This window comes from Micromonospora sp. NPDC049523 (assembly GCF_040676775.1).
In the GTDB taxonomy this organism is placed as follows: Bacteria; Actinomycetota; Actinomycetes; order Mycobacteriales; family Micromonosporaceae; genus Micromonospora_G.
In genome coordinates, this window is record NZ_JBFAPP010000019.1 from 135,716 (window position 1) to 162,459 (window position 26,744).

The 26,744-nt window shown below is 68.2% G+C and carries 27 protein-coding genes and 1 pseudogene; 16 read left to right on the plus strand and 12 right to left on the minus strand.

Going from position 1 to position 26,744, the window contains the following annotated elements; genetic code table 11:
• Nucleotides 1-16: 16 nt before the first annotated feature.
• From AB0J90_RS26520 to AB0J90_RS26535, 4 genes are all read left to right on the plus strand, one after another.
• The gene (locus tag AB0J90_RS26520; protein ID WP_363600238.1) at nt 17-244 is read left to right on the plus strand and encodes a hypothetical protein; all 228 of its coding nucleotides are present in this window, start codon (nt 17-19) and stop codon (nt 242-244) included.
• Between the two features lie 115 nt (nt 245-359).
• Nucleotides 360-1,073, plus strand: coding sequence for an MBL fold metallo-hydrolase (locus AB0J90_RS26525; RefSeq protein ID WP_363600240.1), 714 nt, complete (start codon nt 360-362; stop codon nt 1,071-1,073).
• A gap of 42 nt (nt 1,074-1,115) precedes the next feature.
• On the plus strand, nt 1,116-1,763 hold the full coding sequence (locus tag AB0J90_RS26530; RefSeq protein WP_363600242.1) for a TetR/AcrR family transcriptional regulator: 648 nt from the start codon (nt 1,116-1,118) through the stop codon (nt 1,761-1,763).
• 220 nt (nt 1,764-1,983) lie between these two features.
• Nucleotides 1,984-2,661, plus strand: coding sequence for an MBL fold metallo-hydrolase (locus AB0J90_RS26535; RefSeq protein WP_363600244.1), 678 nt, complete (start codon nt 1,984-1,986; stop codon nt 2,659-2,661).
• Nucleotides 2,662-2,802: 141 nt separating this feature from the next.
• Here the strand turns inward: AB0J90_RS26535 and AB0J90_RS26540 are convergent, their stop codons facing one another.
• Nucleotides 2,803-3,066: a hypothetical protein gene (locus AB0J90_RS26540; protein ID WP_363600246.1), complete on the minus strand. Its 264-nt coding sequence runs from the start codon at nt 3,064-3,066 to the stop codon at nt 2,803-2,805.
• 199 nt (nt 3,067-3,265) lie between these two features.
• Between AB0J90_RS26540 and AB0J90_RS26545 the strand changes: the two genes are divergently transcribed.
• The gene (locus AB0J90_RS26545) at nt 3,266-5,065 is read left to right on the plus strand and encodes a glycoside hydrolase family 15 protein (RefSeq protein WP_363600248.1); all 1,800 of its coding nucleotides are present in this window, start codon (nt 3,266-3,268) and stop codon (nt 5,063-5,065) included.
• Complete coding sequence (locus tag AB0J90_RS26550; protein ID WP_363600250.1) at nt 5,065-5,844, plus strand: glucose 1-dehydrogenase; 780 nt, start codon at nt 5,065-5,067, stop codon at nt 5,842-5,844. The genes AB0J90_RS26545 and AB0J90_RS26550 overlap by 1 nt, the downstream gene beginning before the upstream one ends.
• 780 nt (nt 5,845-6,624) lie before the next feature.
• Here AB0J90_RS26550 and AB0J90_RS26555 read toward each other — a convergent pair.
• Nucleotides 6,625-7,929, minus strand: a complete 1,305-nt coding sequence (locus AB0J90_RS26555) for an MFS transporter (RefSeq protein ID WP_363600252.1) — start codon at nt 7,927-7,929, stop codon at nt 6,625-6,627.
• The gene (locus AB0J90_RS26560) at nt 7,901-8,581 is read right to left on the minus strand and encodes an SDR family oxidoreductase (RefSeq protein ID WP_363600254.1); all 681 of its coding nucleotides are present in this window, start codon (nt 8,579-8,581) and stop codon (nt 7,901-7,903) included. Before AB0J90_RS26560 ends, AB0J90_RS26555 begins: the two co-directional genes overlap by 29 nt.
• On the opposite strand from AB0J90_RS26560, the gene AB0J90_RS26565 reads away from it, so the two are divergent.
• Together AB0J90_RS26565 and AB0J90_RS26570 are read left to right on the plus strand one after the other, a co-directional pair.
• Nucleotides 8,580-9,008: a helix-turn-helix domain-containing protein gene (locus AB0J90_RS26565; RefSeq protein WP_363600256.1), complete on the plus strand. Its 429-nt coding sequence runs from the start codon at nt 8,580-8,582 to the stop codon at nt 9,006-9,008. The genes AB0J90_RS26560 and AB0J90_RS26565 overlap by 2 nt on opposite strands.
• 488 nt (nt 9,009-9,496) lie before the next feature.
• Nucleotides 9,497-9,994 (plus strand): NUDIX domain-containing protein, encoded by a 498-nt coding sequence (locus AB0J90_RS26570; protein WP_363600258.1) that lies wholly within the window; start codon nt 9,497-9,499, stop codon nt 9,992-9,994.
• 227 nt (nt 9,995-10,221) lie between these two features.
• Here the strand turns inward: AB0J90_RS26570 and AB0J90_RS26575 are convergent, their stop codons facing one another.
• From AB0J90_RS26575 to AB0J90_RS26585, 3 genes are all read right to left on the minus strand, one after another.
• Nucleotides 10,222-11,217: an AraC family transcriptional regulator gene (locus AB0J90_RS26575; protein ID WP_363600260.1), complete on the minus strand. Its 996-nt coding sequence runs from the start codon at nt 11,215-11,217 to the stop codon at nt 10,222-10,224.
• Between the two features lie 62 nt (nt 11,218-11,279).
• On the minus strand, nt 11,280-11,690 hold the full coding sequence (locus AB0J90_RS26580; RefSeq protein ID WP_363600262.1) for an ester cyclase: 411 nt from the start codon (nt 11,688-11,690) through the stop codon (nt 11,280-11,282).
• 27 nt (nt 11,691-11,717) lie between these two features.
• Nucleotides 11,718-11,876 carry a hypothetical protein gene (locus tag AB0J90_RS26585; RefSeq protein ID WP_363600264.1) on the minus strand — a complete coding sequence of 53 codons (159 nt, stop codon included), beginning with the start codon at nt 11,874-11,876 and terminating at the stop codon, nt 11,718-11,720.
• Between the two features lie 96 nt (nt 11,877-11,972).
• Here AB0J90_RS26585 and AB0J90_RS26590 point away from each other — a divergent pair, with 96 nt between their 5' ends.
• Together AB0J90_RS26590 and AB0J90_RS26595 are read left to right on the plus strand one after the other, a co-directional pair.
• Nucleotides 11,973-12,548 (plus strand): hypothetical protein, encoded by a 576-nt coding sequence (locus tag AB0J90_RS26590; protein WP_363600266.1) that lies wholly within the window; start codon nt 11,973-11,975, stop codon nt 12,546-12,548.
• Between the two features lie 136 nt (nt 12,549-12,684).
• Entirely contained in the window at nt 12,685-13,932 is a 1,248-nt protein-coding gene (locus tag AB0J90_RS26595) for a hypothetical protein (RefSeq protein WP_363600268.1), read from the plus strand.
• Between the two features lie 380 nt (nt 13,933-14,312).
• Here AB0J90_RS26595 and AB0J90_RS26600 read toward each other — a convergent pair whose 3' ends face one another.
• A complete protein-coding gene (locus AB0J90_RS26600) occupies nt 14,313-15,374 on the minus strand; it encodes a hypothetical protein (protein WP_363600270.1) in 1,062 nt (353 codons plus the stop codon).
• 431 nt (nt 15,375-15,805) lie between these two features.
• On the opposite strand from AB0J90_RS26600, the gene AB0J90_RS26605 reads away from it, so the two are divergent.
• The 5 genes from AB0J90_RS26605 to AB0J90_RS26625 all read left to right on the plus strand — a co-directional run bounded on the left by AB0J90_RS26605 (nt 15,806) and on the right by AB0J90_RS26625 (nt 19,487).
• Nucleotides 15,806-16,525, plus strand: coding sequence for a VOC family protein (locus AB0J90_RS26605; RefSeq protein ID WP_363600272.1), 720 nt, complete (start codon nt 15,806-15,808; stop codon nt 16,523-16,525).
• A gap of 310 nt (nt 16,526-16,835) precedes the next feature.
• Nucleotides 16,836-17,462 (plus strand): hypothetical protein, encoded by a 627-nt coding sequence (locus tag AB0J90_RS26610; RefSeq protein ID WP_363600274.1) that lies wholly within the window; start codon nt 16,836-16,838, stop codon nt 17,460-17,462.
• Nucleotides 17,463-17,651: 189 nt separating this feature from the next.
• Complete coding sequence (locus tag AB0J90_RS26615) at nt 17,652-17,897, plus strand: hypothetical protein (RefSeq protein ID WP_363600276.1); 246 nt, start codon at nt 17,652-17,654, stop codon at nt 17,895-17,897.
• On the plus strand, nt 17,894-18,025 hold the full coding sequence (locus AB0J90_RS26620) for a hypothetical protein (RefSeq protein WP_363600278.1): 132 nt from the start codon (nt 17,894-17,896) through the stop codon (nt 18,023-18,025). The genes AB0J90_RS26615 and AB0J90_RS26620 overlap by 4 nt, the downstream gene beginning before the upstream one ends.
• Nucleotides 18,026-18,071: 46 nt before the next feature.
• Nucleotides 18,072-19,487, plus strand: coding sequence for an FGGY family carbohydrate kinase (locus tag AB0J90_RS26625; protein ID WP_363600280.1), 1,416 nt, complete (start codon nt 18,072-18,074; stop codon nt 19,485-19,487).
• Between the two features lie 185 nt (nt 19,488-19,672).
• On the opposite strand, the gene AB0J90_RS26630 is transcribed toward AB0J90_RS26625, so the two are convergent.
• Nucleotides 19,673-20,569 carry an SDR family NAD(P)-dependent oxidoreductase gene (locus AB0J90_RS26630; RefSeq protein ID WP_363600282.1) on the minus strand — a complete coding sequence of 299 codons (897 nt, stop codon included), beginning with the start codon at nt 20,567-20,569 and terminating at the stop codon, nt 19,673-19,675.
• Between the two features lie 13 nt (nt 20,570-20,582).
• On the minus strand, nt 20,583-21,308 hold the full coding sequence (locus tag AB0J90_RS26635; protein ID WP_363600284.1) for a hypothetical protein: 726 nt from the start codon (nt 21,306-21,308) through the stop codon (nt 20,583-20,585).
• Between the two features lie 102 nt (nt 21,309-21,410).
• Here AB0J90_RS26635 and AB0J90_RS26640 point away from each other — a divergent pair, with 102 nt between their 5' ends.
• A complete protein-coding gene (locus tag AB0J90_RS26640) occupies nt 21,411-21,917 on the plus strand; it encodes a MarR family transcriptional regulator (RefSeq protein WP_363600286.1) in 507 nt (168 codons plus the stop codon).
• A 294-nt stretch (nt 21,918-22,211) separates the two neighbouring features.
• Here AB0J90_RS26640 and AB0J90_RS26645 read toward each other — a convergent pair whose 3' ends face one another.
• The 3 genes and pseudogenes from AB0J90_RS26645 to AB0J90_RS26655 form a co-directional block, all read right to left on the minus strand.
• A complete protein-coding gene (locus tag AB0J90_RS26645; protein WP_363600288.1) occupies nt 22,212-22,805 on the minus strand; it encodes a hypothetical protein in 594 nt (197 codons plus the stop codon).
• 159 nt (nt 22,806-22,964) lie between these two features.
• Nucleotides 22,965-24,215, minus strand: a complete 1,251-nt coding sequence (locus AB0J90_RS26650; RefSeq protein ID WP_363600290.1) for a S1 family peptidase — start codon at nt 24,213-24,215, stop codon at nt 22,965-22,967.
• Nucleotides 24,216-24,887: 672 nt separating this feature from the next.
• Nucleotides 24,888-26,744 (minus strand): annotated as a pseudogene (locus AB0J90_RS26655) (peptidase S8); the annotation flags it as partial.

The window sequence follows — 26,744 nt, forward strand, 5'->3', positions numbered from 1 at the left end:
GGGCGGCGGTGGTCAGGTGGTGCAGGAGCTTGCGGGCCAGGGCGTCCAGGGTGGTCAGTTCTCGGGGTGTGAGGCCGGCGGCCAGCAGGGCGGTGACGTTGGCGGTGTGCTGCGCCGTGGCGGCCCCGAGCGCGCCAGCACCGTCGAACTCGTCGACAGCACGACCTTCACGCCGGGCGCAGTGGTCTACCGCCCCGTGCCCCTGGAAGAGCCGCTATTGCCAGACTCCGCCCAGCCGGCGTAACCTCACACCCGTAACCTGAAGGGCGTGAGCGGAAAGCGGTGAGTGGAAGTCCGTGAAGTGGGCGTACAGGTTCCAAGGCATCCGGGTCCCACCGGTTCGATCAAGGGAGACTGACATGAACGTCGTCGAAGTACGTCCTGACCTGCGCATGGTGCTCGACAGCGGCCCCGGGCAGGCATACCTGTTGCGCCGCGGGCCCGAGGTGGTGTTGGTCGACACCGGCATCGCCGGACAGGGCGACGCCATCGCCGCAGCGTTGCGCGGCTGGGGGCTGGACCGTGAGTCGCTGACCCACGTCGTGCTCACACACTGGCATCCCGACCACGTCGGATCGGCCGCCGAACTGGCCAAATGGCCCGACGTCCAGATCTGGGCGCACCGCGGCGACGCCCCGATCATCCGCGGCGACAGCTACGGCTCGCTCCCCACCCTCACCCACGCCGAGGAAGGGTTCTACGCCCACATCGCCGGCTCCATCCCCGACGCCCCACCCTCGCGCATCGACCGCGAACTGGACGACGACGAGGTCCTCGACGTGATCGGCGCCCGCGTGCTGTCGCTTCCGGGCCACACCCACGGAAGCATCGCCCTGCACTTCCCGGACGAGGCCGTGCTCTTCACCGGCGACGTGGCCACCTGGCAGCAGGGCCAGGTCATACTGGGCCCGTTCAACCACGACCGGCCGAAGGCCCGCGAATCGTTTCGCCGCTTCGCCGACATCGACGTCGACGTCGTCTGCTTCGGCCACGGAGAACCGCTGCGCGGCGACGACACCGCCCAGTTGCGCGCCGCGGCTACCGCCGACGAGGTTCCCGACCCGCTCGGCTGACGCCGGACCCGACAATCCGGTCGCCAATGTAAGCTCACGGCTGTGAGCACAGGGCAGACCGGGAGCAGGCGGCGCAATGCCCGAGGTGCGGGGCAGGCATTGCGTGGCGAGATCGTCTCGGCCGCCCGGGAGATCCTCGTCGAGGATGGGTACGAGAGCGCGGTCACGCTGCGGGGGGTGGCGCGGCGCATCGGCATCGCACCTCAGTCGATCTATCTACATTTCGCCGGCCCGGACGAGATCGTGCAGGCCGTCACCGTCGAGACCTTCGCTCAGCTGGGACGCTTCATCGCGGCGGCCAAAGAGGGCATCGAGGTTCCCCGGGACCGGCTGATTGCCGGCTGCCGCGCCTACATGGCATTCGGGATCGGTAATCCCCATCTCTACGGGCTGCTTTTCAATCGCAACCGGCTGCTTCGTGGGGAGGAGCCCCGCCCGGCCGGCGATGCACCGGACACCCGCACCGCCGACGCCGGCCCGTTTGCCGCCCTCATGGACGGCGTCCGGCAGTGCATCGCCGACGGATCCTCTGGCGCCAAGGACGTCCTGTCCACCGCGACGCAACTGTGGGCGGCCATGCATGGCTTCGTCATGTTGCGCGGCAACGGCTACCAGTTCCCCTGGCCCGACCTCACCCAAACCGAGATAGAACTCATCACCTCGATCGCCCGACTGCGCGAGCCCGACTGACCTCGTCGCACGAAGAAACTCACGACGAACCCTCACTGCTTGTCGTCGCCATTGAAAGCCGGCCAGGGTAATTAGCGTCTCCCCTTTGTTTGCCGAACCTTCCTGGTCAATACGAATCGGCTCGTGGCCCGCGCCTTGCTGACGCACACATGCGCGCTGCCCCCGCTGCGAATTCTGTGGAAGTTCCGGCTCCATCTATCTTTCACGAGAAACGAGAATCGTGGACATCTATCCCGTACGCGATATGATCTCTGCGTCCTACCTGGCGGTGTCCGGTGACACAGCCATGCTGATCGACGCTGGGTCGGAAACGATTATTCCTAAAGTTCTGGCGAAGCTTGAGGATCTGAAAGTCAAGCTGCAACTGATTGTCTTGACCCATTATCACTACGATCATGTTGGGGCCGCTGACGCGTTGCGGCGAGCCACTGGTGCCCCGGTGGCGATCCACAAGCTGGACGCAGACGGTTTGCGTCGAGGCGGCCGGCTCACCGTCAAACCCACACGGCTCCGGGGAAAGATCTTGTCGCCGCTCGTCATGCACGGAGACAGGGCTCCCGTGACGCCCGACATCGAGCTCGACGACTCGGAAGACCTCCAGCGGTACGGAGGTTTCGGGCGCTCCTTCCTGACCCCGGGACACACGGCCGGCTCCCAGAGCGTCATCCTCCCCAATGGGACGATCATCGTCGGCGACGCCCTGACAGAAACCGTCCTACCACCTCATAATGCTTTGCCACCCATGTTCGCCGACGACAGCGAAACAAGCATCCGCACCATCATCGCTATCGCCGACGCCTCACGCGGCGATGTCCGAGTAGCCCACACTGGACGCGTCAAGGAATCCTCCTTGCAGAACCTGGCATCCCGCGCACGGCAGGGCAAGCTCCACTATTGACGACAGACCGAAAACGTCGGCGGCGAGCGTGGCAGCGTTTGCATTCCCACTACTGTCCGGGCCGAATTCTACGGCCATCGCCGATGGAACTGTATCCCGCAGTGGTGACCAATCGGCGTAAACCTGCTGGGCGTCGGGTGGTCACCTGCCACGTGGGGATCTCCTACCACTGGCTGCCGTCGGCCGGACCAGGATCTCGCTCATGTCCATTCCGGTGGGCATCGGTCCTGCCCCTTCGACGTGGATACGAATGGAGTGGGCCACCAGCCGGGCAGCCACGTCGGCCCAGGCGGCGGCCTTGTGACCACTGCCGTGCACGAGCAGCACGGGCGCGTCCTGGCCGCCGAAGTCCACGCCCGCCAGGACGACATCGCCAACGGCCAGCTCGATCTCAGTCCCGATCATCAAGGACACCTTTCCAGCGATCGACGGAGACGCAACCGACTCAGCCCTCCGGCGGCACCGCGCATTGGCATTCCCGCAGATCGACGGCGCCGGTCACTGGCGCAGCCTTCGCGTTTCGAACGCGATCTTGTCGCCGTCTGCGGTCTGGCCGGTTAGATCCGGACCCGGTTAGATCCGGACCCGGCGGGTAGCCGGTGGGGTGAGCAGGAGCGAGATCAAGGATCATGGCCTGCTGGCCGACGGACGCACCGCCGCACTCGTGGACCGGGAAGGGGCGGTGAATTGGTGGTGTCCGTCGCGTTTCGACGGGCCGTCGGTGTTCTGTCGACTGCTGGACGAGCACGGCGGGCATTGGTCGATCCGCCCACGGGGCGCGTTCGAGGTGGAGCGCGCGTACGTCCCCGGCACCCTGGCATTGCGTACCGTCTTCACCACCGACAGCGGTTCGGTGGCGGTGACCGACGTGCTCGCCCTGGAGCCCGGGGTGCGGGGACATCAGATCGGCCGCAAGTCACCGGGTGTGCTGGTTCGCCTGGTGGAGGGCCTGTCCGGCGTCGTCCTGCTCGATATGTCCTATTCTCCGCGATTCCAGTACGGTCGGGTGCACGGATACCTGGTGCGGCGGGACGAGGCACTGGTCGCCACGGCGGGCGCGACGACATTGACCCTGACCGCCAGCGTGCCGTTGCAAAGCAACAGCGAGGACGCCAGTGCGCAGTTTCGGGTAGGGACGGGGCAGCGGGAGACGTTCAAGCTCGCCTACACCCCGACGTACGGAGACGCGCGAACGCTCGCGATCGACGTACGTCAGACTGTCGACGAGACGGTGGAGTCGTGGCGCTCCTGGGCGCGGGAGCACGAGTACCAGGGCCGTTATCCGGAGCTGGTCCGGCGACACGCCCTGGTGCTACAGGGGCTCACCTACCAGCCCAGCGGGGCGATCGTAGCCGCTGCGACGACGTCGTTGCCCGAACTCGTCGGTGGGGACCGCAACTACGACTACCGGTACGCGTGGATGCGTGACTTCAGCATGACGCTGCATGCGCTCTGGGTGGCTGCCTGTCCGACCGAGGCGAACCGGTTGTTCAGTTGGGTCGCCTCGGCGGTCGGTCAGGTGGGTGATCGACCGGTGCCGATCATGTCCGACGTCGAGGGTGAGCGGGACATCTCGGAACGGCAGGTCGACACGTTGCACGGGTATTCCCACAGTACGCCGGTCTGGATCGGTAACGAGGCCTGGCGGCAGCGGCAACTCGACGTACTCGGTGAGGTGTTGGACGCGGCGTGGCTGCTACGCGACTATCTCGACCCGATGCGCGACGAGGTTCGGGACCTGCTTCGTAGTCTCGCCGATCGTGCCGCTGCCGCCTGGCGGGAGCCGGACGCCGGCATGTGGGAGGCCCGGGACGCGCAGCGGCACTACCTGTCGTCGAAGGTGTTCTGTTGGGTGGCGTTGGACCGGGCGGTACGTTTCGGCGAGCGGATCGGGGACGCCGACGACGTGGCCCGCTGGTGCCACGCGCGGGACGAGGCCAGGGACACGATCCTGCGCGAGGGCTGGAACGACGAGGTGGGCGCCTTCACCGGCGCCTTCGGTTCCAGCCAGCTCGACGCGAGCGTACTGGTCATGCCGATCGTCGGGTTTCTACCAGCGACCGACCCCCGGATGCGGGCCACGATGGCGTTGATCGAAGACCGGCTCTCCCACGGTGGCCTGATCCGGCGGTGGGACGGGGACCCGGCGGCCTTCTTCCTCTGCTCGTTCTGGATGGTGAGCTGCCTCGCGCTCGCCGGCGAGCGGGACCGCGCCGCCGCGCTGTTCGAGAATCTGGCCGACAGCGCGAACGACCTGGGGTTGTTCGCGGAACAGATCGACCCGTTCACCGGAGCGCAACTGGGCAACTTCCCGCAGGCGTTCTCGCACATCGGGCTGGTACTGGCTGCCTGGCAGCTGAACACCGCGTCATCCGGCGCGGCGTCCACCGAAGGAGGCAACTGATGACTGGACGGCTCAACGGGATGACCGCGTTGATCACTGGTTCCGACTCGGGAATCGGGCAGGCGACCGCGATCGAGTTCGGCAAGGAGGGCGCCGACGTGGTGGTGCACTACCTCAACGACCACGACGGCGCGCAGCACACCCGCGAGCAGGTGGAACAGGCCGGTCGCCGGGCCATCGTCGTGCAGGGCGACATCAGCGACGAGCAACAGGTGGGGGCAATGTTCGACGACGCGCTGGCGGAGTTCGGCGCCCTGGACGTGCTCATGAACGACGCCGGGGTCGACGCCTCCGGCATCCCAGTCATCGATCTGGACACCGAGACCTGGGACAAGGCGATCCGGACAAATGTCTACGGTGCGTTCTTCTGCTCCCGGCGTTTCGCGCAGCACCGACGCGACCAGGGCGGAAAGGGGAAGATCATCAACGTGACCTCGGTGCACCAGGAGGTGGCGAGGGCGGGCGGCTCCGATTATGACGCCAGCAAGGGCGCGCTGCTCAACCTCTCGAAAAGCATGGCACTGGAACTTGCTCCAATGAAGATCAATGTCAACAACATCGGGCCCGGGATGGTCCTCACGCCGTTCAACCAGAAGGCGATCGACGACCCGAAGTACCTGGAGGAACAGGTACAGAGCATCCCTTGGCGGCGGGCCGCCCAGCCCAGCGAGATCGCTCGACTCGCCGTCTTCCTGGCCAGCGACGATGCCGAGTACGTAACCGGCTCGACCTACTTCATGGATGGTGGCCTGATGCAGAACCAGGGACAGGGCGCCTGATCGAGCTGCCACGGGCGTTCTGCCCGTCTCCGTCCGTCGACCGTAACGCCGCTGCCGTCGCCGAGTCAGCTGTGGGAACCGCTGGACCCCCAGTCGCCGTCGGCTGATTCCCGGCCACAGGGTCGGGGACCGCGTCGGGTGATGTGCTCCCCGTGCGTGCGGGAGTTGCGACGCCGCGGTTGCCGGACGGCGACCGGGCATGGCCCTGCTTTGTCGGCGGTGGCGCCTGGATCCTGGACCGGCCGGAACCGCGCTGTGCGGCGCTGTCGATGCCCTGGGTGGTGAGTTGCTGTGCCCGGCCGACAGACCGGGCGAGTGCCTGGGCTCGCATCGCGTTGATGACCCGGAACCGGGAACGCTGCACCCCGCGTTTCGACTGGGCGCCCAGCAACATGATCAACGCCTGGTGGGTCGGATCGCGATGAACGACGGGGCCCCTTGTCACCCACCGCCGTCCGCAGCCGGGCAAGGTCGTGAGCCCGCACGAGGTGTGCCCAGGCTCCGGCCTGGCTCGTCTCTCCCACGCCCAGGCCCGTGCCCTGCTCGACGAGCGCTCCGCCCTGCGCGGATCGGGCACGGGCTGGGACCTGTGCGGGGACCGGGCACGGGCTGGGACTCGTGCGGGGACCGGGCACGGGCTGGGACCTGTGCGCGGATCGGGCACGGGGCTGGGACTGCACGAGTACCGCCACTCCGCCCTGGCCCATCTCGGCGGACACGACGCCTTGCTGTTTGATGCTGGCGAAAGTCTCGGCGCAAGGAGCCGGAGGACGTCTGCCGCTACTTCAAACCGTCGCCAGAGGCGGTTGCCGTGCTCACGAGCCTGCTTGCGCCCGGCGGCAGCAACCGCTGAGCCGCGCCTTGATCCTTCTCGGTGGCGACGGCGGAGGCGGAGAGGAGTGTCGCGGCGGTGAGGCTGCCCCAGAGGGCGGCCGAGCCGTGGGGTGCGAGAGCGGTGATGACTGCCGGGGAGACGGCTAGACCGAAGCCTGTGGAAAGCTGGAAGCGGGCGAGGGCGCGTCCCAGGAGATGGGCCGGGGCGAGGGCGGTGACGAGCGCGGTGGCGCTGCCGGCATAGATGATCTCGCCGATCGTGCAGACCACGGACACGGTGGCGACGGCCGGGACGCTCCAGCCGCGTCCCAGCGAGGTGGCCGCGAGGAAGCCGAGGTAGGACGCGGCGAGTACCACGCCGGCGAGAGTGAGCACGGTCCGCCGGGAGAACCGGGACGTCAGGACGGTGACCGGCACCTGCAGGGTGACCACCAGCACCGTGTTCGCCACGAAGATGGCCGCCGACCACACCGGGGATGCGTGCAACTGGGTCACCAAAACGAGGGGGAGCGCGATTTCGGGGACGTTGAGGCAGAAAACGTAGACGACGTTGGCGGCCAGCAGCGCGCGCATCCGAGGTGCGGGCCCGTCGGCCCTGTCCCCGGCCGCAGTAGCGGCCGGATGCGTGTGCAGGTGGACCGACCATGCCAAGGCTGCCGCGGCGAGATAGGCGAGCCCGGTGACGGCTGCCAGCGCCTGAAATGCGGTGGTACCGCCCGCCAGGCATGCGGTGGCGAGGAGGGCGCCCGCGCCCAGGCCGGCGTTGCGCAGTGCGCGGCCCGCCGCGAGAGCGGCGTCGCGTTCGCGGCCGTGGGCGACCGTGGCCACGAGGGCTGCGTGGGCAGCCGGCCATGCCTGGTTGCCGATGCCGAGGAAGAGTGCCGCCGTCGCGAACAGCCAGACGTGCCCCGCCGGGGTAGCCAGCAGCAGCGCCACGCCCAGCACCCGTACCAGCATCGACGCTGCCACGACCGTGCTGCGTGCGCCCCGGTCAAGCCATCGGCCGACCGCGGGCATGCACACCAGGCCCATGACGATGCCGACCGTCATGGCGATGCCGGTGGCCGACGCGGACAGCCTCAGCACCGTCACCCCGTAGAGCAGCAGGAAGGGCCGAAGCAGGCCGGTGCCGAGCGCGTCCACGGCCAGGGCGACGGCGTAGCGGGGGCCTCCGGAGGCCCGGACGAGGGCACGGGGCTGGATCTTGGTGGTGGTTGACATGTCAGCGGTGCCGTGCGCCGCCGTCGACATGGACAGTCTCGCCCGACACCCATCCCGCACCCAGGAGCCACAGGGCGCTGTCGGTGACGTCCTCGAGCGTCCCGACCCTGCCCGTTAGGGAGGCTGCGGCGGCACCGTCGTACAAGGCACGGCGACGCTCGTTCGGAAGCCGGTCCCAGGTGCCAGAGTCGGTGATACCGGGCGCGATGGCGTTGACACGCAACGGCGCGAGCTCGACGGCCAGGTGGGTGACCAGCGCGGCTAGGGCAGCATTCGCAGTACCTTTGACGACGGTGCCGGGCTTGGGCTTCCAGCCCACGATGCCGGAGAAGAACAGGAACGATCCGCCGTCAGGCATCCGTGGGGCGAAATGCTTGGCCAGCAGCAGCGGGCCGACGACCTTGGCGGAGAATGCGGCCTGGATCTTGTCGTGTTCCAGGTCGGGCACCGGCACGTCATGGTGAGCCGACGCGGTGGAGATCACGTGGTCGAAGGCGCCGAGCGACTCCGCAGCCCGCGCGATGGTGGCCTCGTCGGTGACGTCGATCTGGACTTCGGGGCCAGACCGTGTGGCGACGACGACGTCGGCGCCGGCCTGCCTGGTGCGCCGGACGATCTCAGCGCCGATACCGCGAGCCCCGCCGACGACCAGGAGCCGCTTGCCTGTCAGGTTCTCTGTCATGACCGCGACGGTATACATTTGCTACCGGTATCTTCAACGCTACCGGGAGGACCCCATGGGCAAGGCGTACAACGTCATGGCGGCGACATGCCCGAGTCGCACCGTGCTGCACCGCATCGGGGCGCGTTGGACGGTGTTCGCCGTCAACGCACTGGAGCACGGACCGATGCGGTTTACCGAGCTCAAAGCGCACATCCGCGGGATCACCCCCAAGGCCCTCACCGAGACGCTGCGCGCCATGGAGGCTGACGGCCTGCTCGCCCGTACTGACCTGGGCGGCAACCCGCCCCACGTCGAATACGCCCTGACCGAACTTGGCCGTTCGCTGCTGGTTCCGCTGCGCGCCGTACGACAGTGGGCCGAGACGCACGTCCCCGACATCCTCGCCGCGCGCGAACAAGCCGGCGTACGGGAGACCTCAGCCTGACGACGCCTTCCCGAACGCCGGCAGCAGCGCAAGGTGCCGACGAGAGCGTCCTGTCGAGCCTCTCGACGGTCCCAGTCGCACAGCGAAAGGGTTCACCAGCGCTCCTGGCCTGAGGCCAAGAGCGTGAATGCTTTCGTTGGACCTCTCGAAACCGTCGCTGGCGACCGCCAGGCCGCGGCATTCACCCGTGAACAGCCGCATGGCGTTCAGAGTCGTGCCACGTCCACTGCTTGTGCGGCACGCTTTCCTGCTGCTTCCCGCAGTATGGACGCGGCATTCGAGAGCACCTGGAGCGGCGGTGGGGAAGCGGTCGTTGAAGCCCGAGGAAGCGCGCGGACATGGCAGTCGAGGATGGCAGGCCCCACGGCACGCCGAGAAGCGAGCACGACGCCTCGTCGTCTGCCTACGCGTACGGTCGGCGACCGAGCCGGATGTCCGTGCCCTCAGGGTGGAGCGAGCTTGTCCTATCCCTGTGCTCTAATCCCGTCATGCATGTCGTCGTCTGCGGCGCACTTGTGGAGAACGGCGCGGTCCTGCTGGTACACCGCAGCCCGACCCGCCGGGCCTACCCGGATCTCTGGGATCTGCCCGGGGGGCACGTGGATGCGGGTGAGTCGGAACTACAGGCCCTCGCGCGTGAGATGCACGAGGAGCTAGGGGTTCACATCGTGGCGGAGTCCTCGTCACGGTTGGGCGACCTGCATGCCGGCAGTGGCGAGGACGCCGTCCACGTGGGCGTCTGGCACGTCAGCGACTGGGTCGGCTCTCCTACCAACAGTGCACCTGAGGAGCATGACGACATCGCATGGGTCGGGATGAGCGAGCTGGGCGGCCTTCCCCTCGTGTTCGGCGCCCTGCCAGCATTGCTTCGTTCCCTGCCTGAGCACGGTGGACTATCACCTGCGGAAGATTTTTCGCAAACTCGGCATCACCTCCCGCCGAGACCTGGCGAGACGAGACGCGATTGCCGCGCCTCGATCGGATAGCGCACCGTTGGACGCGAAGCCAGGGACTGGTCGGTCGGAACCGCACTCTGGTTCGCCCTCACCGCAGCCGGGCTGAGCCTGCTCTGGAATCGCGACGGCGCCGTTGTGTTGTCCGGTGGCACGAGCCGAGGCAGGCCTGACCGGTGCGGTTGTCGAGTGGTTGGTCGTCGCCCTTTCGATGCCGCCGAAGTCGACCTTCAGTGGGTTCCGGTTCCCGGCCGAGGTGGTCATGGACGCTGTTCTGGGCCGCGTGACCCTGCCGGCAGGCGCTGTGCCCGCACCGCGGTGTCCGCGCAACAGTCATCATGGCCGGCTCGGTTCGTCGCACCGGGACTCTTGGCCCCCGCAGCGGCGGTGAGCATCTGGGCGGCGTCGCGGCTGGGCGGCCAGCCGAACTGGCGGCGGTAGTCACGGCTGAACTGCGAGGGGCTGTCGTATCCAACCCGGCGGCTGATGCCGGCGATGTCGGTGCGGTCGGCGGCCAGCTGAAGGCGGGCTTGCTGCAGCCGGATCTGTTTCTGGAATTGGATCGGGGTCATCGCGGTGACCGCCTGGAAATTGCGGTGGAACGCGGCAACGCTCATCCCGGTCAGCTGGGCGACGTCCTCGACTCTAAAGCGGTGGCTGTAGTTGTCGCGGATCCAGCGGACCGCCCGGGCAATGTGGCTGAGGCTGTTGTCGGGCAGGCCCAGCTGGCGGACGATCGCCCCCTGTTCGCCTTTGAGGAGCCGCCACAAGATCTCGCGTTTGATCAGCGGCGCCAGCACTGGGATGTCTGTGGGCTCGTCGAGCAGTCGGAGCAGCCGGACGACGGCGTCGAGCAGGGTCGGCGGCGCCACAGCCACGCCGATAGCCGCCGCCTCGTCGCTGGGCCGCCCGAGGACATCGGGAGTTGCTTGCAGCAGCATCTCTGCGACGGTGGACGGGTTCAAGGCCAGGCCGACGCCGAGCCCGGGGCAGTCCGGGCTGGCTCGGCTGAAGTGACTGGTGACCGGAAGCTCGACGGATGCCACCAGGTACTGGCCGGCACGGTATTCGTAGATCTTGTCGCCGAACCCGCACCGCTTGACGCCCTGGCCGATCACGACCAGGACCTTGCCGTACGTGGTGGCGGCCGGCGGGTAGGGCTGATCCGCCTTCATGATCTGAACGCCCTCGATCGCGGTTCGCTGATCTGGACGGGCATGGCGGGCCAGGAGGTCCCGGAGTTCGTCGAGCGGCACTCGGCGATTGAATCACGCTGGCGCGTATCGACCTGGGCGCCCAGGTCGATACGCGAGGTCGCCTACGCCTGCGAGGGCAAGGCGCCGATCTGCTGCATGATGGTCATCCGGTCCGGCGAAACCCAGAACTCCGCGATTTTGCCGTCCGCGATACGCATGACGCCGATGCCGATCGCGGAGACGCGTCGCCCGGTCGGCGCTACCCCCATGAGTTCCCCGTTGTGCGTCCCCTCGTACCGGCAGCGCAGCGCCACGAGGTCGCCCTCCGCGATCAGCTCCTCGAGCGGGTGCCGCAGATCGGGCATGCCGACGAAGAACCCGTCTCCGAACGCCTTCACCCCGTCCAGGTCCATACTCGGCAGCCCGGCCGGGTGGAACCGGTAGTCGGCGGTGCACAGGTGCACCGGGGTAGTCCTGCCTCGGTCCAACTCCTCGAAGTAACCGCGAACGATTCGCTTGTTTTCCTCGGACATGACAGTGCTCCTCTCAGATGGGATTTCCTAAGACCGGATCGATCGAAGGAGAGCCGACACCGCGGCGACCACCCGACGCCGGCAGTGGTAGACCAGGGCGGGGTGCACCGGCGGGAACAACTGGTTCAGCGCGGCATGGCTGACGTTGGTCTCGAACTCCGTCCCGTACGCGCGCAGCACGCGCATGCCGCCAGACCGGGTGGCGAGCCCGGCCGTCGCCGCCAGCAGAGACGACTTACCGACCACAGGAGCGCCGCAGATCGGCCGGGCACCACCGGCCCCGTGGACAACACCTATGAAGTCCGACAGACCTGCCAACTCGGCCTGTCGCCCGAAAAGTTCGATGGTTACCGCCTGAAATATGGACTCGTTCGGAAGAGGAGCACGCTACCGGCGGTCATTGCGCTGCGGCGGCGGCTGCGACTTTCCGGCAAGAGAACGCGAGTATCCGGCAAGTCCTCGACGATCGGGAAGCTTGGTGACGTGGTCGTCGGGGCGATTCCCGCGGTTGCCGGGGAGCCGGAGCCGCATCTCTTCGGGATTGCCATCAGAGGTCATTCAGATGTCCGCACGATCTGGCCGCCATTGCCGGGCTCGACCCCGAAGACGGCTGGTGAGGACGAGCCACAGCGCCGAGCCGGCAGGGATGCCTTCTCAGTTTGCTGTGTGGCCCGGTGTCGTCGTTACTTGTCGTTCACGCGGGCGAGGATCGCGACGCCCGCGCGGACCCGGCTGACCACGCCATGCTCGATGGACTTGCGCCCGCTGCCCACAGCGGGCGAGGACAGTCCCGCGACGAGGCGTCCCGATGCGCTGGTGGCCCCGCCGCGCACCCTCAATCTGTGGCCGGAGGTGTGAGAGCACGCACTCGTCGACTGCGTGACGAGTTGATCTCGGAGGGTGCGCCACTATGCACCTATGTGCTTCAATGCCGCTACCGAACAGTTGATCGAGGCCTCGACACCCGAGGCTCGCAGAACAACGAGGAGCGTGCATGAGACGACGGATTCCCGCACTGCTGGCGGCAACCGTCCTCGGCCTGGGACTAACCCCAGGGCCCGTCCACGCGGCGCCCCCCGCGAGCGTCAGCGCAGGCGGAGGCATTGTCGCCCCGCCGCAGTTCGACTTCGCGACCGCCCGCGCCGCCGCGGACCCGGAGACCCAGGCACGCATCGCCGCCATCGCCGCGCTGCTACCGGAGAACTGGCAGGCCATGCTCGCCGACAAGCGGGAGCGGATAGGCCTGAAACCGTCCCTCGCGCAGGAGTTGGTCGCGGAGGCGATCGACCCGTCGCTCTACCAGTGCCAGGACACCCAGTTCACCACGTACACCCAGGGCCTGCTCGAAGGCGTCGACCTCGACACCCTGCTGGTCCTGGTCATCTTTGGCGTCCTGGATTACTCGGCCTACGACGCGCTCATCTACGGCCAGCCCAACAACGAGGCGGACTACGGCCTGCCCGCCAGCTACAAGAGCACGCTGAAGCGGACCTTCAAAGACGCACAGCAGTTCTGGGACGTCAACCTGTTCGACGTCAAGTTCATGGCGATGCAGAACGACATGCTGCAGGACGCGGCGCGAGTCGCTCGCATGGTCTCCTTCATCTGGGGCATGGACGAGGATCAGGCGGCAGCCGTCGCAGCCGAGATCATGGCCATCCTCGACTCCGTGCCCGCGCTCGACGCAGGACGCAACCCGATCTTCACCCTGAACGCCTTCGCCTTCACCGCCGAGGGTGAGACCGACCCGCTGCTGCGTGACGTCCCGGACAAGGTCGTCTTTGGCGAGGGCATGCTCACCGCGCTCGACGCACTCGGCCTGGGAGCAGCCGGCTCACGTGCGGTCCTCGCCCACGAGATGGCTCACCACGTCCAATTCGAACAGGGCCTGTTCGACAGCCCCCTGACCGGCGCCGAGGCGACCCGCCGCACCGAGCTGATGGCAGACGGGTTCGGCACCTACTTCGTCACCCACCCGCGCGGGCTCAACTTCAACGGCGTCCAGATCCACCAGGCGCAACAAGCCTTCTACGAGGTCGGCGACTGCTCCTTCGACAACCCCGGCCACCACGGCACCCCGAACCAGCGCCTGCGGGCCTCGGTCTGGGGCGCCCAGATCGCCCAGCAGGCCACGGGCACCCAGCCCATCCTGCCGTCGATGAATCTCTTCAACCGATTCGAGCGGAAGCTCCCGGCGCTCGTCAAGCCAGACGCGCGCCCGGAACCGGCCGGCCGGCTCTGACCCGTCGTACCCCGGTGGGCCGTCGGAATCCGGACGGTCCACCGGTCGGTCAAGGTTTCCCAAACGACGCCCTGACCAGCGTACGGAGGATGCGTGCCGAGTACGGTGCGCCGGTGATTCCGAACTGCCCTGACTGCGGTGGAGCAGGTGTACCCCTGCTGTTCGGCCTGGCTGTCCCGGAAGCGGTCGACGCGGCGTTGAATGGGAGTCTGGCACTCGGCGGTTGCCTTCTTCCCGATCCGACACCGCACTGGCAGTGTCCCCAGCAGCATCGATGGAGCGACGCCAACGAGACCGTCTGGGATGAACAGCTCCGGGCTGTGGTATCTGACGCTGGGTCACACCCGGCGGCATGTTCGCTCAGCGGCGCCTGGAGTCGCTTATGGTCGTCGCACCTTGTCTGCGGATCGAGGTCGCGGTACCCCATCGACGGCAGTGCAGATTCCGTAGACGCGGGCGTAGCTTGTCCAGCCGTTGACGCGGCCCTGGTTGTTGCTGATCTGCACCCGGCCGGTATCGGTGTTGATGGAGGAAACCAGGTGTAGGTAGGTCGTTCCCGCGACCCGTACCAGGACGATGTCTCCGACTTCGACCTTGGTCGGGTCGACCGGAGCAACGGTTACCAACTGACGGCTCCGGATCAGCGGGACCATGGAGGAACCGCTCGGGCGGAACTCGACCACGCGTCCTTCAGCAACTCGTGCGGCATGCGCGTCCAGGGCTCCCATCGAACAGAGCATCGCGCAAACGCCGACCATGGCGCTACCGGATTGTTCCGGGCTTCCCGACCTGACAGGTAGATCGGGGCGCACCGTACTCGGGCGTACATGGCTGGCTGCGCGGAGGGCTTGCCTATGCGGAAGGCGACCTCCGCCGTTGCCTTGTCTCAGCCCGGGGGATCCCGTCCAGGATCTGCCGCATCTGATCGACGGGAGCGTCGGAGGCGCGGCAGCGTGGTGCTGGGCAAGCAGCACCCGTACACCTAGATCGGGGTCGTCGGCGAGGATGGCGACGGTAAGCTCCGGTGGTCTGTCGTCGCGATACGGGATCGAGCGGCAGCGGGCGTCCGTGGAGCCGAAGTGTCCGTCGCCCGGCACGGTGGTCATATCGATGCCGATGTTGGCCCGCTGGTGCTCGGTGAGCCCGGGGTGGGTGGACACCGCAGTGCGGACCTCGACCACGGGATCGGCTGCGAGCAGGGCTAGCTGGTCGCCGGTCAGATCAGCGCCACCGGTGACTCCCTGCCGAACCGAGGAGTCCGGGTGTTGCAGCAGTATCTCGACCACATCGGGTGGTACGGCGTGGTCCTGGCCGATCATGCTCATCGCATCCGCATCCCCGCTGGCGAGCACCTGATCGACCAGCGCTCGGGACAGTGGACGCTGAAGTACGTACCAAAGCGCGTGACAGTGCTGGTTCGGCAGATCCGCGGGCTCCATCACCTGCGCCGCTCGTCGGTCCAGTACCAGGAACTGGCCACGAACTGACACATCCCCGGGCGGGGGTGAGGAGGTCGCTCCTCTTTGCCTGCTCACCGCTGGTCTGGGGCTGGCTCTCAATTGGCCCGCGCGTCCCGGGGCTCCGCGGGCGAGGTTCTGGCGTGGACGTTCGTCGGCCGGTCGCCGGTTGATGTCCGCTCTGGGCTTGGCCCTGTGACAGACGTTTGCTCAGGCATCGGCGTCGACGTAGCGGCCGATGGCGGCTGATGCGCGCGTGCGTTGCCGGCGACAGATGAGGGTGACGCTGCGGAAGCCTACGCGTCCCTGGTCGAGCTGCACGCCGGCTGCGGTCGCATCGGCCGATCGGATGGCACCAGGCGATGATCGGCTATTTCCATGTGCGAAGGACCCTTCTCGACGCCTAGGAAAGAGCCATGACCAACGAGGTGACCGTTCCCCTGCTGCCCTGCGCGTCGATTGACGACATCGTTACCTTCTACGGGATTCTCGGCTTCAGAACGACGTACAAGCAGCGCAAACCCAACCCCTGCGTGGGGCTGCAACGTGAGGACCTGCACCTGCAATTCTTCGAGATTGCCGGGTTCGACCCAGAGCAGTCCTACGGCTCCTGTCTCGTGCTCACCTCGGACATCGCGGACCTGCACCGGGCTTTCGCCACCGGCATGCGAGCCGCCTACGGCAAAGTCCTGGTGTCCGGAATGCCGCGGATGACCCGGCCCAGGGCTCGAAAGAACTCCGACGGGCTGGGCGGATTCAGCGTCATCGACCCGGGCGGCAACTGGATCCGCGTCTTCCAGAACCCCGCCACGATGCCGACGCCAGAACCCGCACCCGCCGGACGACTCGCCAAAGCCTTGGCGAACGCCGTCGTGCTAGCCGACTCCAAGGGTGACGCCGGCCAGGCAGTCCGCGTTCTCGACAGCGCGTTGGCTCGCCCGCGGGCCGACGACGACCCCGTCACGCACGTAGAGGTGCTGGTGTACCGCGCAGAACTGGCGATGGTGCTCCATGACCCGGAAACCGCAACGGAGATGCTGGCCCGCGTCGAGCACGTCGCGCTGAACGCAGACGAGACCGGGAGGGCGGCATCGACCTTCGAGATCGCTGCCGACATCGCCGCGGCGCTGCGATGAGTTCGGGTGCAGCGGACGTGTAGGCGATGCTCTCCCATCGGCTAGAAGCGGGCGTCGACGTTCGGTCCAGCATCACGATCGGCGTCTACACAGGGTGCCGTAGCGGCGCTCTGCGTCAATCGGGCCGCTGACTCCCGATGGTCGACAAACGGCACTCGAGCTGACGAACATCCGCGGGGACCGGGAGCGCGAGGTGACGCCGAAGTGGCGAACATCTCGCGCTCCCCGGTTCTCGCGGACAAAATCATGTTGCCCTCTTCCCCCGCGATACGGTGCTGCCATGTCCCGATCAGTCGAAACCGGATCAGTCTTGTCTCCCGTCACCGCGGACGACGTCGACCTTGCCGTGCGGCTCGCCGTGGGCATCCTCCGGGACGCACCCCTGCAGGGGTGGGGCGGTAAGGCCGGTTCGCTGGAGTGGGACTGCTGGGAGACCGTCGAGCACCTCGCCAACGACCTGTTCTACTACGCCGTGCAGTTGGGGCCGCAGAGCCCGCCGCTGGACACCCATGTGCCCATCGCGTTGAACCAGAAGAGGCCGGACGGACCCACGGTCTTTCTCTACGCGGACCGTGATGCGGGTCCGGCCGGCCTGGTGCAGGTGCTGGAGGCCTGCGGCGCGCTGCTGGTAGCCATGGTGCGTACCACGCCGCCACGGGTCCGCGCCCACCACGCCGCCGAGGTGTCGGACCCCGAAGGCTTCGCGGCGCTGGGGCTGCAAGAGACGCTGGTACACATGCACGATCTGGCGGAAGGCTTCGGGCTTGCCTGGACCCCGCCCTCCGCTCTCTGCTCGCGGGTGCTCGCCCGTCTGTTCCCAGAGGCTCCGGGCGGCGCGGATCCCTGGCTCACCCTGCTGTGGGCCACCGGCCGCGCCGAACTGCCGGGTCACCCTCGTCTCACCGCGTGGCGCTCGGACAGCACACCACGGTCATAGGAGGAGATCGGCTTCAGCCACGGCCAGCCCGACGATCGTGCCCTTACCGCAGCGAGAGCGCACCGGGCCACCCCGTTCCAACCGGCAACCCGGCGAACCTATGCGTCTTGACAACACCGTGGCACCGTCAAATAATTCAGCCGCTAAACAAATCCTGACCGTTGCTCGGCGGCGGAACAGAGGTCGAACATGTCGATCAAGCTGACTCGCGATGACCCCCACCCTTGGTCACTGGGCCGTCGGCTGACGGGCCAAGTATTCCTTCGGGTCCATCCGACGCTCGACCCCACGGAGACCGTGCCCAAGCTGGTCGGGCTCGGCGCGTACGCCGCGAATTTCCACTCCGACGACGAGATCCCGTTCGGTCGGAAGCCGGTCGCCGCCGCGACGAGCACGACGCCCGCTTCCGTAGCGTGCTGGAGGAAACCGGCGTGAAGACGTACGAGGGCCTGCGGGTCCGGGACTCGGTCGAGGGCTTCGCCACAGACGCGGTCGGCGTCGAGCGTTTCGGGATCGTTCGGCTCAACCAGCTCGCGGTCACCACTGGCTTTGCGCCCCGCTGACCAACCGCGCCATCTGATCCGTGCCCGACAATTTCCCGGAGGACCGGTGTCACTCGTCGCCGGGGTCGACTCGTCGACCCAGTCGTGCAAGGTCGTCATCCGCGACGCCGAGACCGGGAAGCTGGTGCGCGAGGGCCGCGCACCGCACCCACTCGGCACTGCCGTGCCGCCTGCCGCATGGGAGGCCGCGCTGTCCGACGCGGTCGCGCAGGCTGGCGGGCTGGACGACGTGGCGGCTGCCTCGATCGCGGGGCAGCAGCAAGGCATGGTGTGCCTGGACGCCGAAGGCGCGGTGGTTCGGGACGCCCTGCTGTGGAACGACACCCGCTCGGCCGGCGCCGCCGTCGACCTGATCTCGGATCTCGGCGGTGGCGAGGCCGGGCAGCGCGCCTGGGCGGAGGCGGTCGGCCTGGTGCCGGTGGCCAGCTTCACCGTCACCAAGCTGCGCTGGCTTGCCTCGGCCGAGCCGGACAACGCCGCCCGTACGGCCGCGGTGTGTCTGCCGCACGACTGGCTGACCTGGCGGCTGGCCGGTGCGGCTGGGCTGGATGCGCTGCGCACCGACCGCAGCGACGCCAGCGGGACCGGGTACTGGTCGGCCGTGACCGGTGAATACCGTCCGGACCTGATCCGGTTGGCGATCGGTCGGGATGACCTGCTGCTGCCGCAGGTGCTCGGGCCGACCGATCGGGCCGGGTACCTGCGCACCGGCGCGCCGCTCGGCCCCGGCGCGGGCGACTGCGCCGCGGCGGCGTTGGGTGTCGGCGCCGAGTCGGGCGACGTGATCGTGTCGATCGGCACCTCCGGCATAGTGTCCACCGTTTCCGATGTGCCGGCCGCCGACCCGAGCGGGATCGTCGCCGGGTTCGCCGACATGACCGGCCGTTTCCTGCCGCTGGTGTGCACGCTCAACGCCGCCCGGGTGCTGGACGCGGCCGCGACCATGTTGGGGGTGGACCACGAGGAGTTGTCCGCGCTGGCGCTGTCGGCCCCGCCGGGCGCCGACGGACTGGTCCTGGTGCCCTACCTGGAGGGCGAGCGCACGCCGAACCGCCCGCATGCGACCGGAGCCGTGCACGGCCTGACCCTGCGGACCTCGACCCCCGCGCACCTGGCCCGCGCGGCGGTGGAGGGCATGCTGTGCGCACTCGCCGACGGGCTGGACGCGATGATCGGGCAGGGCATCACGGTCAACCGGGTCATCCTGGTCGGCGGCGGCGCCCGTTCGGAGGCGGTGCGCCGGATCGCGCCTGCGGTCTTCGGCCGCCCCGTGCTCGTTCCACCGCTGGGGGAGTACGTGGCGGACGGCGCTGCCCGTCAGGCGGCCTGGGTGGTGTCGGGCGGACATCGGCCACCATCGTGGACGGTTGGTCAGGTCGAGGTGTACGAGGCAGACGCCGTGCCGGCGGTTCGCGAACGGTACGGCGTGGCGTGCGCAAACGTCCGCGACCGCGCTCACTGAGGGCACGTTCGCCGCCGTCGCTACGTCGAGCCTTGTCCATCTTCGAAGGCGCCGGGGAAATCGCCGGACAAGCCGACGTCCTGCGAAACCTCGCCGTGCTCTCGTTGTCGCTGGGAACCACGACCCCGCGAATGCTGCTCAGCTGGTACGGCACGGGAAGGTCCCGCTGGCCGGCGTCCAAACGCTCAGTGGTCGTCCGGGGGTGAATGGCGCGAGGCGGCCGTCGGGCGAGCGTCGAGGCCGAGCGCACGCGCCGTCCGTTCGTAGACGGTGGTTGCCAGGTCGGCATCGTGGGTGCCCGTCGGTGGTATCGCGGCCGCGCCCTTCGCGAAGTAGCCGCCGTTCGGCGTTGGTGGTGTCCCAGCGGTGGCGAGGGAGACCGGGGTACGTGCAGCCTTGTCGGGTGTCTGGGCCATGACGCCGACGACCGAGGAGACAAACTTCAACAGACCGCCGGCCTTGGTGTTGAAGGCGGTTCTGATGACGCCCGGATTGGCGCTGTAGGCGCTCATACCGTTGGGAAGCCGGTCGGCGAGCGCAGTGGTGGCCAGCAGGTTGGCGAGTTTGGCGGTGCCGTACACGGTGAGCTGCGAGAAACGATTTCGCCAGGAGATGCCGGTGACGTCCGGTTCGCTGGGGTCGAGCCGTCCTCGGGTCACCAGGTCACTCGATATGTTGATGATGCGCGCGTCCGCAGCGAACAGGCCGTCGTCGAGCAACAGATGGGTGAGGTGAAACGGCGCCACGTGGTTCAGGGCATGGGTTCGCTCGATTCCGTCGGCGGTCTCGGCATAGCCCGAGAAGGCGGCTCCGGCGTTGTTGACGAGCACATCGACATGTCCGACGGTGGCGCGCAGTTGCGCCACGAGGGCCTGGACGGCGTCGCGGTCGACGAGGTCGGCATGCAGAGCGTGCACCGTACGGCCCTGCGCCTCGGCGGCGAGCGTTTGCCGGGTGGCCTCGGCGCTGCGCGCGTCACGTGTCACCGCGACGATGTCGAGCCCGCCGGCCAGTAGCCGCCGAGCGGTGGCCTGGCCGAGGCCGCCGGCCGCGCCAGTGATGACCGCGGTTCGGGTGATCACGGTGATACTCCCGTCAGTGCCGGATCTGGAGGGTGACGTCGGCTCGGTGGCCGTCCGCGGTCGGTCGGATGGTTGGCCAGCTGCCCGGGGACCCCTTGGCCATGCGGATCTCGATGTCGTGGGCGTTGACGAACGGGCTCCGGCCGCGTTTCGCATACGGCGGCAGCGACTGGACGTGGGTGGCGAAGTCGTCGGGGAAGTACAGTTCCGTACCGAGCAGGGCCGTTTCGCCGATGCTGATCCGGACGTGGATGTGGACGGTGCGCGGGGTGTACCAGCCCGGCACGATGGTCTGGAACTCGACGTACCCGTCAGGGTCGGTGACCTGCTGTCCGCGTAGGAACGTCGCGGTGTCCGTGGGCCGGAACCGCCGCAGGCTCAATGACACCAGGGCCGGGAACCTGTCCGCGCCGTAGCGCTGGTAGCCGGAGTAGATCCCTTCGGCGTCGCAGTGCCAGACCTCGACTGCGGCACCTGCCACCGCAGCCAGCGTGCCGACCTCGACGGCGCGGATGCGGAGCAGAAGAGGAGCTCCGACACGGCCTTCGCGGATGTCGCGTCGTAGCGGAGACCCAGGCACGTGATACGGCCCGTTTCCTTGGTTCGCCGTGGCCTGGTGCGCGTCGAGGGTGGTCGCACGGCGGATGTTCTCCCGATTGTCGAACCGCCCCAGCACGGTCGTCAGTACCCGCCTGCGCACCCGGTCGCGCATCGTCTGGGGGCGTTCCACGGTCTCCATGCCACCTTCTCCGTCCCAGTTGCTTGGAGTGTCAAAGCATCGACAGTCTGGAACAAAAGCTTGGAGTCGTCAAGCTTTGGAGTCTCCAAGTAAGATGGCGGGATGGACGGTGAGTCGTTGACCTATCAGCTCCTGCGGCTGGTGCACGCCATGGACGGCGCGACCAACGTCGGCATCCAGGACGTGCTCACCGAGCTCAAACTGACCCACCCGCTGGCCGACGCGCTGTGGCAGCTGGATCCCGCCGCCCCGGCCCCATCGATGCGTCAGATGGCCCTCCGGTTGCGCTGCGACCCGTCGACCGTGACGTTCCTGGCCGACCGGCTGCAACAGCTTTCGTACGTGACGCGTACCGCGGCTCCCGGCGATCGACGCACCAAGGTGCTCGAGCTCACCGACCAGGGCCGCGAGGCACGCAGGCGACTGGTGGACGCGGCCACCACCCGTACGCCCCTTGCGCGGCTCACCCTCGCCGAACAGCGCCGCCTGCACACCCTCATGACCAGAGCAATGGCCCCTTCCGCAACGGACGAATCTCAGGGCGACGGCCAAGGCGACGGTGGCGGGCTTTCCGCTGGCCGTGACCAGCGCCGGTCGCCGGTACCCTGACGAACACGCTGCGTGGAACCGGGACCTGGACTCACGTTCGCCGGGCATGTCCGAGGTTTCGCGGGTCGCGGCCCACCTGAGTCGGAAGCCGTTCGACGTCCTGGCGCCACACGTGCCCGCGGCGCTCGTGGATCCTCGCGGCTTCGGGGCTCCTGGTGACGGTGAGTCAGGGGAGCAGCGGGTGGCCGGCGTGCAGGTGGTGCCCGTACCCGGGAAAGAGGGCGGGTGGCGGCGGCCTGATGGTCCGGGATGAGCGGAACCGGGGCGTAGCCGGGGTCATGCCTTCGGGGCGGGTCAGCCGAGTTTCGGTTGGGCGCCGACGCAGTTGGCGCCGGTCATCCAGATCGGGCTGCTCTGGATCTCCGCGCCGGGGCCGACCCGGGCGGCGACGCCGCGCCACTGGGCGGTCTGTCCGCCGATGTCGCAGAGCCTCGACCAGATCGGCGCCTCCGACTCGATCGGTTGCCGGAACAGGAAGGCGACGGTGATCGCGGTCTTTTCGCCCGGCACCCCGACCGTGGTGGCCTGGACCTGGACCTGCGCCACCTCACGCTGACCGAGGGCGGCGGCGACCGTGGCGTCCTGCGACGCGGTGGAAACCGCGGTTTCGATCTGCGCCTCGGTCAGCGAGGGCCGGCCGGCGGTGGGTGGCAGTTGGGTCGGGCGCGGCAGGGGGTACGCGTTCGGATCGGCCGGCGGGTTCGTCGGCTGCGGGCTGACGCTGGGCGGCGGCATGGTCTGCTCCGGCGGCTGGAGGGTCGGGCTGGTGCCGGTGCTCGGGTCGACAGGGCCGCCGCCCGGGGCCGCTCCCTCGGTGGAGGCGCAGGCGGCGGCCAGCAGGCTGACGGTGAGCAGGCCGGTGACGAGACGGATGCTGGTGATCCCCATGTGCCTCTGACCTCCCTGTGGTGTGGTGGTTTCGCTGCGGCGACGGATTCGTCGGTCTCCTGAGCCGGCGCTGCCACCGACCGGGCGTGGTGACGGGGTCAGCCGGCCAGGCCGACGGACCCCGTCATTGTCGTACGTCGATCAGGTGGTGTCAGATGGTCAGGAGGCGCGGGTTTCGATGGCCAGACCCCACAGCGGGGTGATCTGCGGGATCGGGCTGAACCAGGACTGGCTGCCGCCCTGGTCACCGTTGCAGCCGGAGTGGCTCTGGCTGTGGATGCCGTACGCCACCCGGTAGGTGGCCGAGCCCAGCCAGTACCAGCCGCCGCCGCTGTCGCCACCGCAGGCGTCGAGCCCGTCGACCCGGACCATGCCGCCGTCGTTGGTGCTGCCGATGATGCCGCAGCGGTTCGGGCCGTTCGGCGAGGTGTAGTTCGCGGCGAGGCAGACGGTCTCGCCGACCAGGAGGTAACCCATCGTCGGAGCCACGTAGTTCAGCGGCATGGTGCGGCTGCCCGACTCGATGTAGATCTCGCCGCCCGCGTCGTACTGGAACCAGGGGTTGTCGTTGCGGATGATGCCCGCGTCGAGCCCGCCGGACACGATCGCGCCGGTCATCGGGCCGATAGCCTGGGCGCCGGTGCTCCAGGTGCCGCCGCCGCTGTTGCAGTGGCCGGCGGTGTAGGAGTAGCGCTGCCCGGCCGAGGTACGCGCGGTGAAGCCGACCGAGCAGATCGGGCTGCCGTTGTACTTCAGGATGGCACCGGCCCGGATGGTCCAGTCGCAGTCCAGCCGGGAAGTGCAGCCGGCGTCCAGCTCGCGCTTGAGGTTCGAGCCGGTGACGACGGCAACGCCGGCCGGTACGCCCTGCGCCTTGACCGCGCTGACACTCTCGCCCGATACGGCCAGCGTCACGGTGTTGCTCTTGACGTCGATGCCGACCAAGCCGTTGCTGGCCTTGGCCACGCTGTTGCCCTGAAGGGACGTGGCCAGCCGCTCCAGATCCGCCCAGGAACGCTTCACCACGTGCGCCTCGGCGCGGATGCCGAGCTTCTGCGCCGTCTTCAGCGCCTCGGCCGCGGCGGCCGGGCTGGTCAGCGACAGGTGCATCACGCCGGACGGCGCGTCGAACCAGGAACCACCGTACGCGGCGTTGGCGGAGACCTGCACCTGCAGGTTCTTGCGGGTCAGCTGCTGGTCGAACGCTGCCCGGGCAGCGGCCTCGGACATCTGGGGGTAGGCCGTGCGGTACGCGGCGATCGCCGAGGCAACAGCCTTGTCGTCCGTTGCCGACGCGGTCGCCGGCTTCGCCGTCACCGTGTTCGCCTGAACGGGCGCGGTGAAGACCGCGCTGGCGATCAGGACCGCCGCCGTGACGAGCGCCGGCAGCCGGATTGCCCTGGTGGTCATGAACCCTCCTCATCGGATCCCGCCAGGCTGCATGCCTGGCCGGAAACAGAATTGCACGACGGTTATTGATGCCAATCAAAGCGACGTATTGCTGACAGCGAATTCGTGGTATGTATTGCCAAGCGAATTCTGAACTGTCCTGTCATGGCTTGATGGCTGTCGGACGAAACCCCCGACTCGCGTACGATTTGGCGCGATGGTCCGAACGTGCTACTGCCTACTGGCTGGTTGACTCGACCCGTCCTCGGGTTCCGGGCGGTCTGGTCGCCGGGCCCGTCCCGAACGATCACTCAGGGCTTGTTGCCTGGTCAGCGGAGTATTGCGATCGTTTCAGCGACCCGGGTCGGCTCCTGTTCGTCGCTGGTCAGCGACCCCGTGCCTTGGTGCGAATGGAGTGGATTCCGCCGAGTGTCGCTGCTGCCGGTGCTTTCGCTGTGTTTCATGCGGATTAACCGGCGCTGCTCCGGCTCCGCCAGCTGACGCCGGATCTTCGGTCCCCCGAGTTCGAGTACGAGTGCGGATGCGCCGGGCAGCGAAGCCGTGGCAGGTTCCTGGAAATGCTCTTTCGGTACGGACGCCGAATACTGCCGACTTTCCGACCGACGGGTACGGGGTGCCGGTTCGATCGAGCCGGCACCCCGTTTCCCGTTCCTGCTACTTCAGCTTGTCGCGCTACTTCAGCTTGTACGCGCGGATCACCTGCTGGGTGACGGTGTCACCGGCCGAGTCGGTCGCCTTGGCGCGCAGCGACACGTACTTCGCCCCGCCGGGGTGCCGTACGCTCGCCACCCAGCCGGACTTCGTCGACCGGACCTCCGCGTCCCGCCAGGTACGCCCGTCGTCGTACGAGACCTCCACGGTCAGCCGCCGCACCTGCGCACCCGGCGCACCGGGCTGCCGCTGCACGTTCACCGGGATGTCGAACGCCCTGCCCGCCGGAGCCGCGTTGCCCGCGTCGAGCTTCGGCGCGTACCGGATCGCCATTGCCGGCAGCTTGACGAACTCGTCGCCCGGCACCTGCCCGGAGCGGAACGTCCACGCCGCCTCGGTCGAGGTGGCCAGGTCCGAGACGTCCCGGGTCGCCGACGTGGTCAACCGGTAGTCGGCCGGGCCGCTCGGCACGTCGAAGAAGCCGACGCCCGCGACCGGGCTTTCGCCGACCAGGGTGCCGTTGCGGTAGAGCGCGGTCCGCTCGGTGGTGGCGACCGAGATGCCCGGGTGTCCGGTGGCATCGTCGAAGAGCTGTAACCCCACCAGAATCTGGTTTCCCTGCCGTGTGATGCCCAGATCGGACGAATTGGTCTCCTGGAAGGACGGACCGAACGGTGCGTCATTCCACACCTCCTGGTAGCTGCGACCCGCCTGGTACGTCACCGTCGACGTCAGCTGCGTCTGCACATCCAGCAACCCGTCAGCGTCCGGCACGCCGAGGCGCAGCAACGTGGTCCAGCCCACCCCGCCGTCGGTGTTGACGTACTCGACCCGCTTGGCCGGCAAGGTGATCACCGAAGGCATGCCCAAGCTGCCGATGTGGTGTTGATGGACCGCAATCAGGTACCGCTCGGCCCTCTGTCCAGGCAGTGTCGTGCCCCGGAGATCCGGCTTGACGGTGGCCAGGTCCCGATCGTGGTAGTGGCGCACGTAGCCACTCGGAAGCCGACCGTCGATGAGTTCGCTGAGTGCGTAGAAGTAGGGGCTGTTGCTGAACAGACCGTCGGCTCCGGGCTTCGCCCACTGGCTGGAGATCACCGTCTTGTACTCCTCGTAGGGGCTCCCGTCGCCGACCTGGGCGATGGTGAGGTCGTCGAAGCTGGAGGAGGAGGTGCCGAGGACGAAGGTGGCGTCGGGCAGCACCCAGGCACCCATGACCGCGGCCAGGATCGGTGCGGCGGACCGTTCGGGCACGGTCACCCGGATCGGCCGTGCCTCGCGCGCGTCGAGGACGAGGGTCGTCTCCCGGTCGAGGCGCAGCTCCGGCTGCACCAGCGTGGCCACCGCCTCGGGTTTGTCGGGCGAGACGTCGATCCAGCTCATCAACCCGTAGCGTCCCTTGGGCAGGCGAGCCGTGACGGTGCCGTCCGCGTCGTAGAGGATGTCGGTGGAGTAGCTCTCGAACCCGACCAGGATGGTGTCGTACGACGTGGCCGGGGTGCCGGCCTGGTTGACATGGGTGAGTGTCAGGTCGTAGCTTTCGCCCTCCTTGCTGACCCCGACGGGGGTGTTGACCACGGTCGAGCCGGCGGTGGCGACGAGCTGGCCGGACCAGTAGCCGTCCGCGCTGGCGACCCTGGTGTCGGTGGTCACGGTGACCGCCGCCTGACCGCCGGCCGGCACGGTCACCCGGTCCGCCCCGACGGCGAAGAGACCGGCCGGTGCGACCGCGCCCTCCGGTCCGATGACCCGCAGGTTCAGCTCCAGGTTCAGATCGGTCGGACCGGGGTTGCGGTAGGTGACGGTCCGGGTGACCGGGACGTCGTCCGCGTGCGGCCAGATGGTGCGACCGAACGAGAGACTGGCCGGGTCGGTGGT

Coding starts and splice junctions, on each gene's coding strand:
- AB0J90_RS26525 (WP_363600240.1), top strand. CDS start 360: ATGAACGTCGTCGAAGTACGTCCTGACCTGCGCATGGTGCTCGACAGC.
- AB0J90_RS26540 (WP_363600246.1), bottom strand. CDS start 3,066: ATGATCGGGACTGAGATCGAGCTGGCCGTTGGCGATGTCGTCCTGGCG.
- AB0J90_RS26550 (WP_363600250.1), top strand. CDS start 5,065: ATGACTGGACGGCTCAACGGGATGACCGCGTTGATCACTGGTTCCGAC.
- AB0J90_RS26555 (WP_363600252.1), bottom strand. CDS start 7,929: ATGTCGACGGCGGCGCACGGCACCGCTGACATGTCAACCACCACCAAG.
- AB0J90_RS26565 (WP_363600256.1), top strand. CDS start 8,580: ATGACCGCGACGGTATACATTTGCTACCGGTATCTTCAACGCTACCGG.
- AB0J90_RS26560 (WP_363600254.1), bottom strand. CDS start 8,581: ATGACAGAGAACCTGACAGGCAAGCGGCTCCTGGTCGTCGGCGGGGCT.
- AB0J90_RS26570 (WP_363600258.1), top strand. CDS start 9,497: ATGCATGTCGTCGTCTGCGGCGCACTTGTGGAGAACGGCGCGGTCCTG.
- AB0J90_RS26580 (WP_363600262.1), bottom strand. CDS start 11,690: ATGTCCGAGGAAAACAAGCGAATCGTTCGCGGTTACTTCGAGGAGTTG.
- AB0J90_RS26585 (WP_363600264.1), bottom strand. CDS start 11,876: ATGCGCGTGCTGCGCGCGTACGGGACGGAGTTCGAGACCAACGTCAGC.
- AB0J90_RS26595 (WP_363600268.1), top strand. CDS start 12,685: ATGAGACGACGGATTCCCGCACTGCTGGCGGCAACCGTCCTCGGCCTG.
- AB0J90_RS26605 (WP_363600272.1), top strand. CDS start 15,806: ATGACCAACGAGGTGACCGTTCCCCTGCTGCCCTGCGCGTCGATTGAC.
- AB0J90_RS26615 (WP_363600276.1), top strand. CDS start 17,652: ATGTCGATCAAGCTGACTCGCGATGACCCCCACCCTTGGTCACTGGGC.
- AB0J90_RS26635 (WP_363600284.1), bottom strand. CDS start 21,308: ATGGAGACCGTGGAACGCCCCCAGACGATGCGCGACCGGGTGCGCAGG.
- AB0J90_RS26640 (WP_363600286.1), top strand. CDS start 21,411: ATGGACGGTGAGTCGTTGACCTATCAGCTCCTGCGGCTGGTGCACGCC.
- AB0J90_RS26645 (WP_363600288.1), bottom strand. CDS start 22,805: ATGGGGATCACCAGCATCCGTCTCGTCACCGGCCTGCTCACCGTCAGC.
- AB0J90_RS26650 (WP_363600290.1), bottom strand. CDS start 24,215: ATGACCACCAGGGCAATCCGGCTGCCGGCGCTCGTCACGGCGGCGGTC.